10 protein-coding genes and 2 tRNA genes are annotated in these 14,641 nt (G+C 70.8%); 8 read left to right on the top strand and 4 right to left on the bottom strand.

The features are described from left to right. Positions 1 to 44: 44 nt before the first annotated feature. From PSESU_RS04605 to PSESU_RS04585, 5 genes are all read left to right on the top strand, one after another. Positions 45 to 129: transfer RNA gene (locus PSESU_RS04605), tRNA-Leu, on the top strand. A gap of 132 nt (positions 130 to 261) precedes the next feature. Further along, a tRNA-Leu gene (locus PSESU_RS04600) sits at positions 262 to 346 on the top strand. Between the two features lie 139 nt (positions 347 to 485). Continuing rightward, positions 486 to 2,306 carry an SLC13 family permease gene (locus PSESU_RS04595; RefSeq protein ID WP_013534603.1) on the top strand — a complete coding sequence of 607 codons (1,821 nt, stop codon included), beginning with the start codon at positions 486 to 488 and terminating at the stop codon, positions 2,304 to 2,306. Between the two features lie 61 nt (positions 2,307 to 2,367). Further along, positions 2,368 to 4,611 (top strand): DNA topoisomerase IV subunit A, encoded by a 2,244-nt coding sequence (gene parC, locus PSESU_RS04590; RefSeq protein ID WP_013534602.1) that lies wholly within the window; start codon positions 2,368 to 2,370, stop codon positions 4,609 to 4,611. Positions 4,612 to 4,681: 70 nt separating this feature from the next. Then, complete coding sequence (locus tag PSESU_RS04585) at positions 4,682 to 5,338, top strand: thiopurine S-methyltransferase (RefSeq protein ID WP_013534601.1); 657 nt, start codon at positions 4,682 to 4,684, stop codon at positions 5,336 to 5,338. Positions 5,339 to 5,375: 37 nt separating this feature from the next. Here the strand turns inward: PSESU_RS04585 and bfr are convergent, their stop codons facing one another. Beyond that, positions 5,376 to 5,867 (bottom strand): bacterioferritin, encoded by a 492-nt coding sequence (gene bfr, locus PSESU_RS04580; RefSeq protein ID WP_013534600.1) that lies wholly within the window; start codon positions 5,865 to 5,867, stop codon positions 5,376 to 5,378. 143 nt (positions 5,868 to 6,010) lie between these two features. Here bfr and PSESU_RS04575 point away from each other — a divergent pair, with 143 nt between their 5' ends. Next, entirely contained in the window at positions 6,011 to 8,377 is a 2,367-nt protein-coding gene (locus PSESU_RS04575; RefSeq protein ID WP_013534599.1) for a penicillin acylase family protein, read from the top strand. Between the two features lie 9 nt (positions 8,378 to 8,386). Beyond that, entirely contained in the window at positions 8,387 to 9,148 is a 762-nt protein-coding gene (locus PSESU_RS04570; RefSeq protein ID WP_041763845.1) for an SIR2 family NAD-dependent protein deacylase, read from the top strand. A gap of 195 nt (positions 9,149 to 9,343) precedes the next feature. Here the strand turns inward: PSESU_RS04570 and asnB are convergent, their stop codons facing one another. Further along, a complete protein-coding gene (gene asnB, locus PSESU_RS04565; protein ID WP_013534597.1) occupies positions 9,344 to 11,038 on the bottom strand; it encodes an asparagine synthase B in 1,695 nt (564 codons plus the stop codon). 348 nt (positions 11,039 to 11,386) lie between these two features. On the opposite strand from asnB, the gene PSESU_RS04560 reads away from it, so the two are divergent. Further along, a complete protein-coding gene (locus tag PSESU_RS04560; protein ID WP_013534596.1) occupies positions 11,387 to 13,060 on the top strand; it encodes an ABC1 kinase family protein in 1,674 nt (557 codons plus the stop codon). 12 nt (positions 13,061 to 13,072) lie between these two features. Here PSESU_RS04560 and dapE read toward each other — a convergent pair whose 3' ends face one another. Then, the gene (dapE, locus tag PSESU_RS04555; RefSeq protein WP_013534595.1) at positions 13,073 to 14,215 is read right to left on the bottom strand and encodes a succinyl-diaminopimelate desuccinylase; all 1,143 of its coding nucleotides are present in this window, start codon (positions 14,213 to 14,215) and stop codon (positions 13,073 to 13,075) included. Between the two features lie 40 nt (positions 14,216 to 14,255). Beyond that, positions 14,256 to 14,615, bottom strand: coding sequence for an arsenate reductase (locus tag PSESU_RS04550; protein WP_013534594.1), 360 nt, complete (start codon positions 14,613 to 14,615; stop codon positions 14,256 to 14,258). Positions 14,616 to 14,641 lie beyond the last annotated feature (26 nt).

Raw genomic sequence — 14,641 nt, 5'->3', positions numbered from 1 at the left:
GTTGACATCGTCCGCGTGCACCCCCAGAATGCGCCGCCTCACCTGCCCAGGTGGCGGAATTGGTAGACGCACTAGTTTCAGGTACTAGCGGGTAAAACCGTGGAGGTTCGAGTCCTCTCCTGGGCACCAAGACAAAGGCCTTACGGCCCGACGAAGAACCCCGCCCCGGCGGGGTTTTTTGCTTTCCGGGGCCTGCCGCGCGGATGCGTCGACGGTTGTTGACAGTCTTCCGCACCTCCCGCAGAATTGCCGCCCTGCGCCGCCCAGGTGGCGGAATTGGTAGACGCACTAGTTTCAGGTACTAGCGGGTAAAACCGTGGAGGTTCGAGTCCTCTCCTGGGCACCAATGGCGCAGCGGCCGCAAGGTCACCGATGAACCTCGCCCCGGCGAGGTTTTTTCGTATCAGGGCCCGCGAACGTGGGCATCACCAGGCCCCCGGCGTCCTTCTGGCACGATCCGGGTCCGCGCAGGGGGATGCATAGGCATGGACCCACAACAGATCGTCTTCCTGCTGATCCTCGGCGCCGCGCTGGCGCTGTTCGTCAGCGGACGCTTGCGGGTGGACCTGGTGGCGATGCTGGCCCTGCTGGCGCTGGCCTTCACCGGCATCCTCGATCCGCGCCAGGTGCTGGCCGGGTTCTCCAGCGAGCCGGCGATCATCGTGGTCTCGGTGTTCGTGCTGTCGGCCGGGCTCTCGGCCACCGGCATCACCGACCGCATCGGCGCCGCGATCGGGCGCGCGGCCGGTGGCAGCGAATGGCGCACCATCGCCGTGGTCATGCCGGCGACCGCGGCGCTGGCCGCGTTCTCGCACCACGTCATGGTCACCGCGATGATGCTGCCGATCCTGATGCGGCTGGCGCGGGAGCGGCAGCTGGCGGCCTCGCGGCTGCTGATGCCGATGTCGCTGGCCGCCTCGCTCGGCACCACCCTCACCCTGTTCAGCGCGCCGGCCTTCCTGCTGGCCAGCGACCTGCTGCGCCGTGCCGACGGCGAGGGCCTGGACATCCTCGCCGTGACCCCGATCGGCGCGGTGCTGGTCGTGCTGGGCACGGTCTACATGCTGCTGGCGCGCTGGCTGGTGCCGCGCCGCCAGGGCGAGGCCCAGCAGGGCGACTACATGCGCCTGGAGCGCTACTACACCGAGCTGCTGGTCGAGGAAGGCTCGCCCTGGGTCGGGCGCACCCGGCGCGAGTTCGACGAGGCCTTCAGCGAACGCTTGCAGGTGGTGGACTGGTTGCGCCACGGCATGCGCCGGCGCCGCCAGTCCGGCGACAGCCCGCTGGCCGCCGGCGACGTGCTGCTGGTGCGCGCGTCGCCGGACGAGATCGCCTCGATCAAGGACGAACCCGGCCTGGCCCTGCACGCGGTGGCCAAGTACGGCGACAGCCCGCGCCAGGGCGGCCAGGCCGAGCTGCTGGGCGACGAGCAGCTGGTCCAGGCGGTGGTGGCGCCGCACTCGGAATTCATCGGCCGCAGCGTGGCCGACATCGACTTCATGCGTACCCTGGGCGTGGCCGTGGTCGGCCTGTGGCGGCGCGAGGGCTGGCTGCACGGCGAGCTGTCCGGGATGCGCCTGGAGGAGGGCGACCTGCTGGTGCTGTGGGGCCGCGAGCCGGACATCCGCCCGCTGGCATCCCACCACGGCTTCATGATGCTGATGCCGTTCCAGGGCCGTGGCCAGGCGCGCCGCCGCGCGCCGGTGGCGTTGGCGATCATGGCCGCGACCGTGGCGGCCGCCGCCACCGGCCTGCTGGCCCCGCAGATCGCCTTCCTCGCCGGCGCGGTGGCGATGGTGCTGTGCCGCTGCGTGCCGATGGAGGAGGCCTACCAGCAGGTCGACGTGCGCATCTACGTGATGATCGCCGGCGTGATCCCGCTGGGCATCGCGATGGAGCAGACCGGCACCGCCCAGGCCGTGGCGGACCTGCTGATGGCCCATGCCGCGCAGTGGCCGGTGTTCGTGCTGCTGCTGGTGATGTTCTGGACCGCCGCGCTGCTGACCCAGATCCTGTCCGATGCCGCCACCACGGTGCTGCTGGCTCCTATCGCGCTGGCGGTGGCCGAGGCCCTGGGCCTGCCCCCGGCACCATTCGTGGTGTGCACCGCGATGGGCGCGGTGGCCTCGTTCCTGACCCCGATCGGGCACCACGGCAACCTGCTGATCCTCAACCCGGGCCGCTACACCTTCGGCGACTTCCTCCGGGTGGGCGTGCCGCTGACCATCCTGATCGGCCTGGCCAGCGCCTGGATGGCCCGCGCCCTGTGGCTGGGCGGCCCGCTGCTGCCGCCGCTGTCCGGATAGTCGGGCGCCGGGCGGCGGCGCGCGGGTAGAATCGCGCTCCTGACCCGCAGCTGTGCCCGCAATGACCGAAACCATCCGCCCCGCCTTCCACGGCTTCGAACAGATCCCGCTGCGCGAGTACGCCGAGCGCGCCTACCTGGACTATTCGATGTACGTGGTCCTGGACCGTGCCCTGCCGTTCCTCGGCGACGGGCTCAAGCCGGTGCAGCGGCGCATCATCTATTCGATGAGCGAGCTGGGGCTCAACGCCGCGGCCAAGCCCAAGAAGTCGGCGCGCACCGTCGGCGACGTGATCGGCAAGTACCACCCGCACGGCGATTCGGCCTGCTACGAGGCCCTGGTGCTGATGGCCCAGCCGTTCTCGTACCGCTACCCGCTGATCGAGGGCCAGGGCAATTTCGGCTCCAGCGACGATCCCAAGTCGTTCGCGGCCATGCGCTACACCGAGTCCAAGCTGACCCCTATCGCCGAGGTCCTGCTCGGCGAGCTCGGCCAGGGCACGGTGGACTGGGTGCCGAACTTCGACGGCACCCTGGAGGAGCCGAGCTGGATGCCGGCGCGCCTGCCGCACCTGCTGCTCAACGGCACCACCGGCATTGCGGTCGGCATGGCCACCGACGTGCCGCCGCACAACCTCAACGAGATCGTCAGCGCCTGCGTGCGCCTGCTCGACGATCCGGACGCCACCGTCGCCGACCTGTGCGAGCACGTGCGCGGCCCGGACTACCCGACCGAGGCGGAGATCATCACCTCGCCGTCGGACCTGCGCGCGATGTACGAGAACGGCACCGGCAGCGTCCGCGCCCGCGCCACCTGGCAGAAGGAGAACGGCAACTTCGTCGTCACCGCCCTGCCCTACCAGGTCTCCCCGTCCAAGGTGATCGAGCAGATCGCCGCGCAGATGCGCACCAAGAAGCTGCCGTGGCTTGAGGACATCCGCGACGAGTCCGACCACGCCAACCCGGTGCGGGTGGTGCTGGTGCCGCGCTCCAACCGCGTCGATGCCGAGCAGCTGATGGGCCACCTGTTCGCGACCACCGACCTGGAGAAGAGCTACCGGGTCAACCTGAACGTCATCGGCCTGGACGGCAAGCCGGCGGTCAAGAACCTGCGCACCCTGCTGGACGAGTGGCTGACCTTCCGCACCGACACCGTGGTGCGCCGGCTCAAGCACCGCCAGGAGAAGGTCGAGCGCCGCCTGCACCTGCTGGAAGGCCTGCTGGTGGCCTTCCTCAACCTGGACGAGGTGATCCGCATCATCCGTACCGAGGACGAGCCCAGGCCGGCGCTGATCGCCCGCTTCGGCCTGACCGGGGAACAGGCCGACTACATCCTCGAGACCCGCCTGCGCCAGCTGGCCCGCCTCGAGGAAATGAAGATCCGCGGCGAGCAGGACGAGCTGGCCAGGGAACTGGAGCGCATCGTCGCCACCCTGGACAGCAAAGCCAGGCTGAAGAAGCTGGTCAAGGACGAGCTGCTGGCGGACGCGAAGAAGTTCGGCGACGCCCGCCGCTCGCCGCTGGTGCTGCGCGAGGCCGCGCACGCCATCGACGAGACCGAGCTGGTGCCCAGCGAGCCGGTCACCGTGGTGCTGTCGCAGAAGGGCTGGGTGCGCGCGGCCAAGGGCCACGACGTGGACGCAGCCGGCCTGTCCTACCGCGAAGGCGACGCGCTGCTGGGCGCGGTGCGCGCGCGCAGCACCTGGCAGGTCGCGTTCCTGGATTCGCACGGCCGCAGCTATTCCACGCCTGCGCACAGCCTGCCCTCGGCGCGCGGCAACGGCGAGCCGCTGACCGGCCGCTTCTCGCCCGCCAGCGGTGCATCGTTCCTGGCCCTGGCCAGCGGCGAGAACGACACCCGCTTCGTGCTGGCGTCGTCGCACGGCTACGGCTTCGTGACCCGCTTCGAGAACCTCACCGGCCGCAACAAGGCCGGCAAGGCGCTGATCAACCTGGCTACCGGCGCGAACGTGCTGCAGCCGGCGGTGGTCGGCAACCCTGAAACCGACCGCATCGTCGCGGTGACCAGTGCCGGCCACCTGCTGGCGATCCCCGCGGCCGAGCTGCCGGAACTGGACAAGGGCAAGGGCAACAAGCTGATCGACATCCCGCGCGCCAAGCTCGGCACCGAGCGGGTGGTGGCGGTGGCCGCGGTCGGCCCGGCGCAGAAGCTGCAGGTCTACAGCGGCCAGCGCACCATGACCCTGTCGTTCAAGGACCTGGACACCTACCTGGGTGCGCGTGCGACCCGCGGCGGCCTGCTGCCGCGCGGCTGGCAGAAGGTCGATGGGCTCGACGTCGAGTAAGGCGTCGTAGCCCGCCGCCGCCGCGCATGGGCGCGGCGTGCAACCCCAAGTCCCACCACGGGAGCAGGCGATGGAACCGGATTTCTGGCTGCAGCGCTGGCGCGAGGGCCGCACCGGGTTCCATCGCGAGGCGGTGATGCCGCTGCTGGAGAAGCACTGGCCCGCGCTGGGAGTGGCCGAAGGGGCGCCGGTATTCGTGCCGCTGGCCGGCAAGACCCTGGACATGCACTGGCTGGCCGCACGCGGCCACCAGGTCCTGGGCTGCGAACTCTCGCCGCTGGCGGTGCAGGCGTTCTTCGCCGAGGCCGGCCTGGTGCCGGAACAGGAGCGCGACGCGGACGGACTGCACCACCGCGCCGGCCGCATCGACCTGGTGGAAGGCGATGTCTTCGCGCTGACCGACGCCACCCTGGCGCGGATGCGGGCGGTCTATGACCGCGCCGCGCTGATCGCCCTGCCGCCCGACCTGCGCCGCCGTTACGCCGGCGAGGTGTACGGCCGCCTGCCAGGCGGCTGCGAGGGCCTGCTGGTCACCCTGGAATACCCGCAGGCGCAGATGCAGGGCCCGCCGTTCTCCGTGCCCGAGGCGGAGGTCCGCGGGCTCTTCGAAGCGGACTGGGACGTGGAACTGCTGGAACGGCGCGACATCCTGGCCCAGGAGCCGCGCTTCATCGCCGATGGCGTGACCGCGCTGTCGACCGCGGTCTACCGCCTGCGCCGCCGCTGAGCCCGCTCCCGGGGGCCGGAAGGCGGCGCCAGCGGGTTCAGCCGTGCGCCGGGGCGCCGTCGCCCTCGAGCTTGGACAGCTGGTAGTTCTCCAGCCCGATCATGCGGATCAGGCGCAGCTGCTGCTCCAGCCACCAGGCGTGGTCTTCCTCGGTGTCCTTGAGCTGGGCCAGCAACATGTCGCGGCTGACGTAGTCCTGCTTCTCCTCGCACAGCTTCATCGCCGCGGCGAGGTTGGCGCGCACCTCGTACTCCACCCGCAGGTCGGCCTCGAGCATCTCCACCACGGTGGCGCCCGGCGTGAACGCGTGCGGGCGCATGTCCGGATCGCCCTCGAGGAACAGGACCCGGCGCAGGATCGCGTCCGCGTGCTCGGTCTCCTCCTGCATCTCGTGGTTGATGCGCTCGTACAGGGCCTTCAGGCCCAGGTCCTCGTAGCGGCGCGAGTGCAGGAAATACTGGTCGCGCGCGGCCAGCTCGCCGCGCAGCAGCTCCTTGAGGCACTCGATGACTTCGGGATCGCCTTTCATGGGGGAACTCCTCGGGTGGTGCAGGCCTGCAGTGTGCCGCAAGCGCGGTGGCCATGTTTCAATCGGAATCAGTCGCAGTTGCAGGTGCCCCGGCGCCCCGACCGCACGCCCCGCGCCACTGGCGCCCCGTCCCGGAAAACCCAATGCCCAGATGGTTCCTGCGCGCGGCCTGCGCGCTGCTGCTGGTCCTGGTCGTGCTGGCCGCGGCCGCCTGGCTGATGCTGCGCGGCAGCCTGCCGGCGCTGGAGGGCGAGCCGCCGCTGGCCGGCCTGTCCGCACCAGTGACCGTGCAGCGCGATGCCCTGGGCATCGTCACCATCGATGCGGCCAGCGAGGTCGATGCCGTGCGCGCCCTGGGCTACGTCCACGCCCAGGAACGCTATTTCGAGATGGACCTGATGCGGCGCAGCGCCGCCGGGGAGCTGGCCGGACTGTTCGGCACTCGCGCCCTGGAGATGGACCGCGAGCGGCGGACGCACCGCCTGCGCGCACGCGTGGAGGCCAACCTCGATGCCTTTGCCGGCGAGCGCCTGCCGCAGCTGCAGGCCTACGCCGAGGGCGTCAACGCCGGCCTGGCCGCGTTGCGGGCGCGCCCCTGGGCCTACCTGCTGCTGCGCCAGCAGCCCCGTCCCTGGAAGGTGGAGGACTCGGCCCTGGCCGGTTACGCCATGTACTTCGACCTGCAGGACTCGAACAACAGCCGTGAGCTGGCGCTGTGGCGGCTGGGCAGGAACCTGCCGGCGCCACTGCGCGACCTGCTGCTGCGCGACGGCAGCCAGTGGGACGCACCGCTGCTGGGCGAGGCCCGCGGCGAGGCCGTGCTGCCGGATGCCGCCAGCGTCGACCTGGGCCAGCTGGGATCCCCCGCCACGCCCGGCCAGGCCCTGCCCGATCCGGCCGCGCCCGGCAGCAACAACTGGGCCGTGGCCGGCGCCCTGACCGCCGACGGCCGCGCCATCGTCGCCGACGACATGCACTTGGGCCTGCGCGCGCCCAACATCTGGTTCCGGGTGCGCCTGCGCTATCCGGATCCGGCCGCGCCCGGTGGCAAGGTCGACGTCAGCGGCTTCTCCCTGCCCGGCCTGCCGGCGGTGATCGTGGGCAGCAACGGCCATATCGCCTGGGGCTTCACCAACGCCTATGCCGACACCGCCGACTGGTTCCCGGTGCGACCCTGTGCCGAGGGGCAGGCCGGCGACTGCGATCCGGTGATGCGCCACGAGGAGACCCTCCACGTCGCCGGGGGTAAGGACGTACGCGTGGAGGTCCTCGAGACCGCCGCCGGTCCGGTCATCCACCACGACGTGGACGGCCAGGCCCTGGCCCTGCGCTGGGTCGCCCACCTGCCAGGCGCACTCAACTTCGGCCTTGCCCACTTCGCCACTGCCGCCGACCTGGACCAGGCGCTGGCCATCGCCGAGACCGTCGCGATTCCGGCGCAGAACCTGGTCATCGCCGACCGTGGCGGCCGCATCGCGTGGCGGATCCTCGGCCCGCTGCCCGCGCGCGAGCCGCGTTGCACCGGCCTGCAGCCCGACGGAACGATCCCCTCGTGCACGCCATGGTCGATGACCACCCAGGCCGTGCCCGTGCTGCGCGATCCGCCGGACCATCGCCTGTGGACCGCCAACGCGCGCACGCTCGACGGCGACGCGCTGGCGCGCGTGGGCGATGCCGGCTACGCCCATGGCATCCGCGCCTGGCAGATCCGCAAGCGCCTGCACGGGGCCGGACGTTTCGACGAACAGGCGCTGCTGGCGATCCAGCTGGACGACCAGGCCCTGCTGCTGGAGCCTTGGCACCACCTGCTGGCCGCGGAAGGCCAGCGCGCGGCCGCCGGCTCGGCGCTGCGCGAACTGGCCGATGCCAGCGACGACTGGAATGGCCATGCCGCGCCGGAATCGGTGGCCTACCGCATCGTCCGCAGCCTGCGCCTGGCCGTGCACACGCGCATCGCCAACGGCCTGGCCGCGCCGGCGCTGGCTCGTCTCGAAGAGGATTTCGAGCTGCCCGGGTTCCCGCAGCTGGACGGCGTGGCGTGGCCGCTGCTGCGCGAACGCCCCGCGCACCTGCTGCCGGCGGGTTTCGCTAGCTGGGAGGCGCTGCTGGAGGATGCCGCCATCGAGGTCCGCGACGGACTGGTCGAGGCCGGCCCCCTGCCGGAACGCCGCTGGGGCGAACGCAATACCGCGCGCATCTGCCACCCGCTCTCTGGAGCCATGCCCGCCGCACTGGCGCGCCGCCTGTGCATGCGCGCCGAGCCGCTGCGCGGCGACACCACGGTGCCGCGGGTACAAGGGCCGGGCTTTGGCGCTTCTGAGCGCATGGTGGTCGCACCCGGCCACGAGGCCGATGGCCTGGCGCACATGCCTGGCGGCCAGAGTGGCCATCCGCTTTCGCCGTTCTGGGGCGCCGGCCACGACGACTGGGTGCATGGGCGGCCGACACCCTTCCTGCCCGGCCCCGCGCTGCACACGCTCACGCTGCAGCCGGCGGCTGTCGATCGCTGATCCATGCCGATGGAAGACGTCGTCCTCGATCCCTCGTTGCAACAGGCGCTGGCGCGCCGCTTCGAACGCATCGTGGTGTTCAGCGGCGCCGGCATGTCCGCCGACAGCGGCATCCCCACCTTCCGCTCGGGCAGCAACGGCCTGTGGCACGCGTTCGATCCGCAGCAGCTGGCCACGCCGCAGGCCTGGCGGCGCGACAGCGCCCTGGTCTGGGGCTGGTACGAATGGCGGCGCGGCCTGGTGATGCAGGCCAGGCCCAATCCGGGCCACCTGGCCGTGGCGCGGTTGCAGCAGGCGCTGGGCGCGCAGGTCGTCACCCAGAACGTGGACGACCTGCACGAGCGCGCCGGCGTGGCCGGCGCACTGCACCTGCACGGCAGCCTGTTCGCGCCGCGCTGCTTCGACTGCGCGGCGCCGCACCCGCTGATGCCGTCACCTCCGGGCGCGGCGCAGCGGCGGCTGGATCCGCCGCGCTGCGCGCACTGCGGCGGTGAAGTGCGTCCGGGCGTGGTCTGGTTCGGCGAGATGCTCGAGGACACCGTCTGGCAGCAGGCGCAGGAACGCATCGCCACCTGCGACCTGCTGCTGGTGGTCGGCACCTCCGGCGTGGTCCAGCCGGCGGCAGGCCTGGTCGGCCTGGCGCCGCGTGATGCGGTGGTGGTGGAGGTCAATCCGCAGCCGGGTGCGCCAGGCGTCCGCCCCATGCACCACGTGCCGCTCAGCGCCGCGGTGGGACTGCCGTTGCTGGTGGAGCAACTGCTGCGCAACTAGCCCGGAGCCCGTTGCCCGCCGGGCGAAGTGCATGTTCAAGCGCTACTGGCGCGTATGCCGCCAACCGCCCGCGCCTGTCGAGGCGCGGGCCAGGCGCGCAGCGGGAAACTGGGGAGAAGGCTGGTCCCGCACATGGGTGACATACCGCCCCTCACCACCGCTCCCTCTCCCAAGGGGAGAGGGAGCCACCGCGCTTCACCCCGCCAGCGCCTCGTTGTGCACGCCTGCCACCGCGCGACCGGATGGGTCGGCCATCTTCGCGAAGCTGGCGTCCCAGGCGATCGCCGCGGGCGAGGAACAGGCGATCGACTTGCCGCCCGGCACCGTTTCCGCCGCGGCCTGGCCCGGAAAGAAGCGCTCGAAGAGGGTGCGGTAGAAGTACGCCTCCTTGGTCTGCGGCGGGTTGACCGGGAAGCGCTTGTCGGCGGCGGCCAGCTCGCGGTCGGAGACCTGGGCCTCGGCATGCGCCTTGAGGCCGTCGATCCAGCCGTAGCCGACGCCGTCGCTGAACTGCTCCTTCTGCCGCCACAGGATCTCCGGCGGCAGGTAGCCGTCGAAGGCCTGGCGCAGGATGCCCTTCTCCATCCGCTGCGGGCCGTCGCTGCCCTTGAGCACCATCTTGTACTTGGCGTCCATGCGCATGGCCACGTCGAGGAACTCGCGGTCCAGGAACGGAACGCGCGGCTCCACGCCCCAGGCCATCATCGACTTGTTGGCACGCAGGCAGTCATAGAAGTTGAGCGCGTCGAGCTTGCGCACCAGCTCCTCGTGGAACTCGCGCGCGTTCGGTGCCTTGTGGAAGTACAGGTAACCGCCGAACACCTCGTCGCTGCCTTCGCCCGACAGCACCATCTTCACTCCCATGGCCTTGATCCGGCGCGCGAGCAGGAACATCGGCGTGGAGGCGCGGATGGTGGTGACGTCATAGGTCTCGATGTGGCGGATCACCTCCGGCAGCGCGTCCAGGCCTTCCTCGAAGGTGTATTCGAAGCCGTGGTGCACGGTGCCCAGCGCCTCGGCGGCAACCTTGGCCGCTGCCAGGTCGGGCGAACCCTCCAGGCCGATGGCGAACGAGTGCAGGCGCGGCCACCAGGCCTCGGTCTGGTCGCCATCCTCGACGCGATGGCGGGCGTAACGCGCGGCCACCGCCGCGACCAGCGACGAATCCAGGCCGCCGGACAGCAGCACGCCGTAGGGCACGTCGGTCATCAGCTGGCGGTGCACCGCCGCCTCGAACGCCTCGCGCAGTTCCTGAGGCGTGACTTCCACGCCCTCGACCGCGTCGTAGTCGCGCCACGGCCGCTCGTAGTACTTCGTGAGTTCGCCGGTGGCGGTGTCGTACCAGTGGCCGGGCGGGAACTGGGCGACGTCGGCGCACTCCTCCACCAGCGACTTCATCTCCGAGGCCACGCGCAGGCGGCCTTCGCGGTCATGGCCCCAGTACAGCGGCACCACGCCGATCGGATCGCGGGCGATGATCGCGCGCCCCTTCGCCTTGTCCCACAGGGCGAAAGCGAAGATGCCGTTGAGCCGGTTGAGGAACGAGGCCGGCTCGTCCTCGCGGTACAGCGCGTTGATCACCTCGCAGTCCGACGCGGTCTGGAACGCGTACGGCTGCCGCAGCCCGTCCTTCAGCAGCTTGTGGTTGTAGATCTCGCCATTGACCGCCAGCGCCAGCCCGCCGTCCTCGGACAGCAGCGGCTGCGAGCCGCCGGCCGGATCGACGATGGCCAGGCGCTCGTGCACCAGGATCGCGCCCGCGTCCACGTACACGCCGCTCCAGTCGGGGCCGCGGTGGCGCTGGCGCTGCGACAGGTCCAGCGACTGCCGGCGAAGGTCCTGCAGGTCATCGCCCGGTTGCAGGCCGAAGATGCCGAAGATCGAACACATTGGAAGGACTCCTGGGATGGATGCTGCGTGGGTGTCTGGTCGCACTCCGGTGCCGGGCACAAAAAAACCCGCATCGGTCGATGCGGGTCTCGTCGTTCGCCGGCCTGTTCCTGCCTAGGCCCGGTGGCGCCCCCGCATCGGTCGCGCACGGTTATTCCCCGCAATATTGTTGCGGTTGGCATTGGCCGGATTGGCGCGGCTGATCGAAGGCATGGGGCGACACTAACCGCGCGCCGGGGGCACCGCAACCGTTGCCTTGGCAACTGACGCCTCGCTCACGCAGGCCCGCCAATACTCCGCCCACGGCGCACCCGGCGCCGGCCATGCAGTACTCGCGGAGACACCGCCTTGCCAGAAACCAGCCGCCGCCTCACCCGCACCACCCAGGTCGTCAGCCGCCTCGCGCGCCATCGCCGCATCCTTTCCGGGATGGACTGGAGCGCGGCGCCGGCGGTGGAGCCGACCGCCGGCACCGTGTCCGAAGTGGCCGAGGCCAAGGCCTTCGCCGCCGACCTCGAGGTGCTGGGGCCGGCCTTCATCAAGCTCGGCCAGTCGCTCTCGACCCGCCCCGACCTGGTGCCTGCCGCCTACATCGACGCGCTGGACCGCATCCAGGACGAGGTGGGGCCGGTGGAGACGGCGGTGATCGAGAAGATCATCGAGGAGGAGCTTGGCGCGAAGATCAGCCGCGTATTCGCCAGCTTCGATCCAGTGCCGCTGGCCGCCGCCTCGCTGGCCCAGGTGCACCGCGCCACCCTGCGCGACGGCCGCGAGGTCGCGGTCAAGGTCCAGCGCCCGGGCATGGATGCCGCCATCCGCCTGGACCTGGAAGTGCTGGCCAGCCTCGCCGGGACTGCAGACGCCCTGACCCAGGCCGGCCGCCGCCTGCGCTTCGCCGACTGGATCGCCGAGTTCCGCAAGATCCTGCTGCTGGAACTGGACTACCGCCGCGAGGCCGAGAACCTCGAGCGCTTCCGCGAAAGCCTGTCCGAGTACCAGCACCTCCTCGTGCCGGCGCCGATCTGGGGCCTGAGCACCTCCAGGGTGCTGACCATGGAGCTGGTGCACGGCGAGAAGGTCACCTCGGTCACCGGCCTGCAGCGCACCGAGATGGACCTGTGCACGCCGGCCTCCGAGCTGATGCGCGCCTACCTGGACCAGGTGTTCGTCAACGGCGACATCCACGCCGATCCGCATCCGGGCAACGTGCTGCTGTGCCGCGACGGCCGCCTGGCCCTGATCGACCTGGGCATGGTCGCCCAGGTCGCGCCGCGCATGCGCGAGCGCCTGCTCAAGCTGCTGTTCGCCGCGGTGGACGCGCGCGGCGAGGACGTGGCCCGCGAGCTGGTGGCGATCGGTACCCGCCTGGAGCAGTTCGACGACGCCGCCTTTGCCCGCGACACGGGACAGCTGGTGGCCCGCTACGCCACCGGCGGCAAGCGCACTTCCGAGGGCCGGCTGCTGCTGGAACTGGTCGCCTGTGCCGCCGAGCGCGGCCTGCGCGTGCCTCCGGAGATCAGCCTGCTCGGCAAGACCCTGCTCAACCTGGAGCGGGTGGTCGATGCGCTGGATCCGGAGATGGACGTGCAGGAGGTGGTCGAGGAACACCTGCAGTCGATCATGCGCAAGCAGCTGCGGCGGTCGTTCTCCACCGCCAACATGGCCAGCGAGGCGCTGGAGGTGCAGGCACTGCTGCGCGACGCGCCGCGCAAGATCTCCGACACGCTCTCGCTGCTGGCGGAGAACAAGATGCAGGTCCGGCTCGATGGCCTGGACCACTCCAGGATCATGGAGAACATGCAGAAGATCGCCAACCGCATCGCCGCGGCGGTGGTGACCGCGGCGCTGCTGATGTCCTCGGCGATGCTGATGCGGATCGAGACCCAGGCGACCCTGTTCGGCTATCCGGTGCTGGCGGTGCTGCTGTTCCTGGTTGGTGCCGCGCTCGGCATCACCATCGCCCTGAGCGCGCTGATCTTCGACCGCCGCGCGCGCCCTTCCGAGCGCAGCGGACCGAACTGAGCCCCGCGGGGCTCAGCGCGCAGGCTGCAGCAGCAGGCGCTCGACCAGGCGCTGGTACAGGCCGGGCAGCGCCTCCAGGTCGGCGACCGACACGTTCTCGTCGACCTGGTGGATGCTCGCGTTCACCGGCCCGACCTCGATGCACTGCGCCCCCAGCGGCGCGATGAAGCGCGCATCCGAAGTCCCGCCGCCGGTGCTTTCTTCCGGCGGCGCGCCCGCGACTTCGGACAGCACTTCGCGTGCTGCCACGCGCAACGTGCCTTCGGGGGTATAGAACGGCTCGCCGCTGCGGTGCCAGCGCAGTTCGTGGTCCAGGCCGTGGCGGTCCAGCAGCGCCGCGATCTCAGCCTCCAGCTTCGGCGCGTCCCAATGCGGGTTGTAGCGCAGGTTGAACAGCACCTGCAGTTCGCCCGGGATCACGTTGTTGGCGCCGGTACCGGCGTGGATGTTGCTGACCTGCAGGCTGGTCGGCGGGAAGCTCTCGTAGCCCTCGTCCCACACCCGCGCCACCAGCTCGGCCAGTGCAGGTGCGGCCTGGTGGATCGGGTTGCGCGCCTTGTGCGGATAGGCCACGTGGCCCTGCACGCCCCTGACCGTGAGCGTGGCCGAGAGGCTGCCGCGGCGTCCCACGCGCAGCAGATCGCCCAGCTTCGCGGTCGAGGACGGCTCGCCGGTAATGCACCAGTCGATGCGTTGCCCGCGCTGGCGGAAGGTCGTGGCGACGCGGCGCACGCCGTCGATGGCATCGCCCTCCTCGTCCGAGGTCAGCAGCAGCGCCAGGGTGCCCGGATGGTCGGGGTGCGCGGCGACGAAACGCTCGGCGGCGACCACGAACGCGGCCACGCTGCCCTTCATGTCGGCGGCACCACGACCGTAGAGCACGCCGTCGCGCACCTGCGGCTGGAACGGATCGCTGGCCCAGGCCTCGCGCGGGCCCGGCGGCACCACGTCGGTATGCCCGAGCAGCACCAGCACCGGTCCCTCGCCGCTGCCGTGCGTGGCCCAGAGGTTGTCGACCTCGCCGTAGCGCAGCGATTCGCAGGCGAAACCGGCACGCTGCAGGCGCGCGGCCAGCAGCGCCTGGCAACCAGCGTCGCCAGGCGTCACCGAGGGACGTGCGATCAGCTCGCAGGCCAGGTCCAGGACTTCGCTCATGCTCTCGATCCGTATGCAGTGCGGGGAGGGTGCGGCGGGCTCAGCCGACGCCGAACAGCTTCTTGAAGCCGTTGTCGGAGAAGCCCTGGCTGAAGCTGCCATCCTCCCTGACCACCACCGGGCGGCGCACCAGCTGCGGATGCTCGCGCAGCAGCAGCTTCCACTCCGCCTCGCTGCCCGGCGCCTTGCGGTTGTCCGGCAGCTGGCGCCAGGTGGTGGAGGACTTGTTGACCAGCGCGTCGAAGCCGCCGGCCTTGCCCGCCCACTCCACCAGGGTCTCGGGCGAGGGCTTGTGCTCGCGGTAGTCGACGAAGGTGTACGGCACGCCGAAGCGGTCCAGCCACCTGGTCGCCTTCTTGCAGGTGTCGCAGTTCTTCAGGCCGTAGATCGTGTTGCTCATTCAGTACTCCATGCCGGGTGGCGCGC

Origin of the sequence: Pseudoxanthomonas suwonensis 11-1, assembly GCF_000185965.1 — a bacterium.
GTDB lineage: Bacteria > Pseudomonadota > Gammaproteobacteria > Xanthomonadales > Xanthomonadaceae > Pseudoxanthomonas > Pseudoxanthomonas suwonensis_A.
Note: the sequence above shows the minus strand (reverse complement) of the source record. Positions and strands in the feature narration are given on the sequence as shown.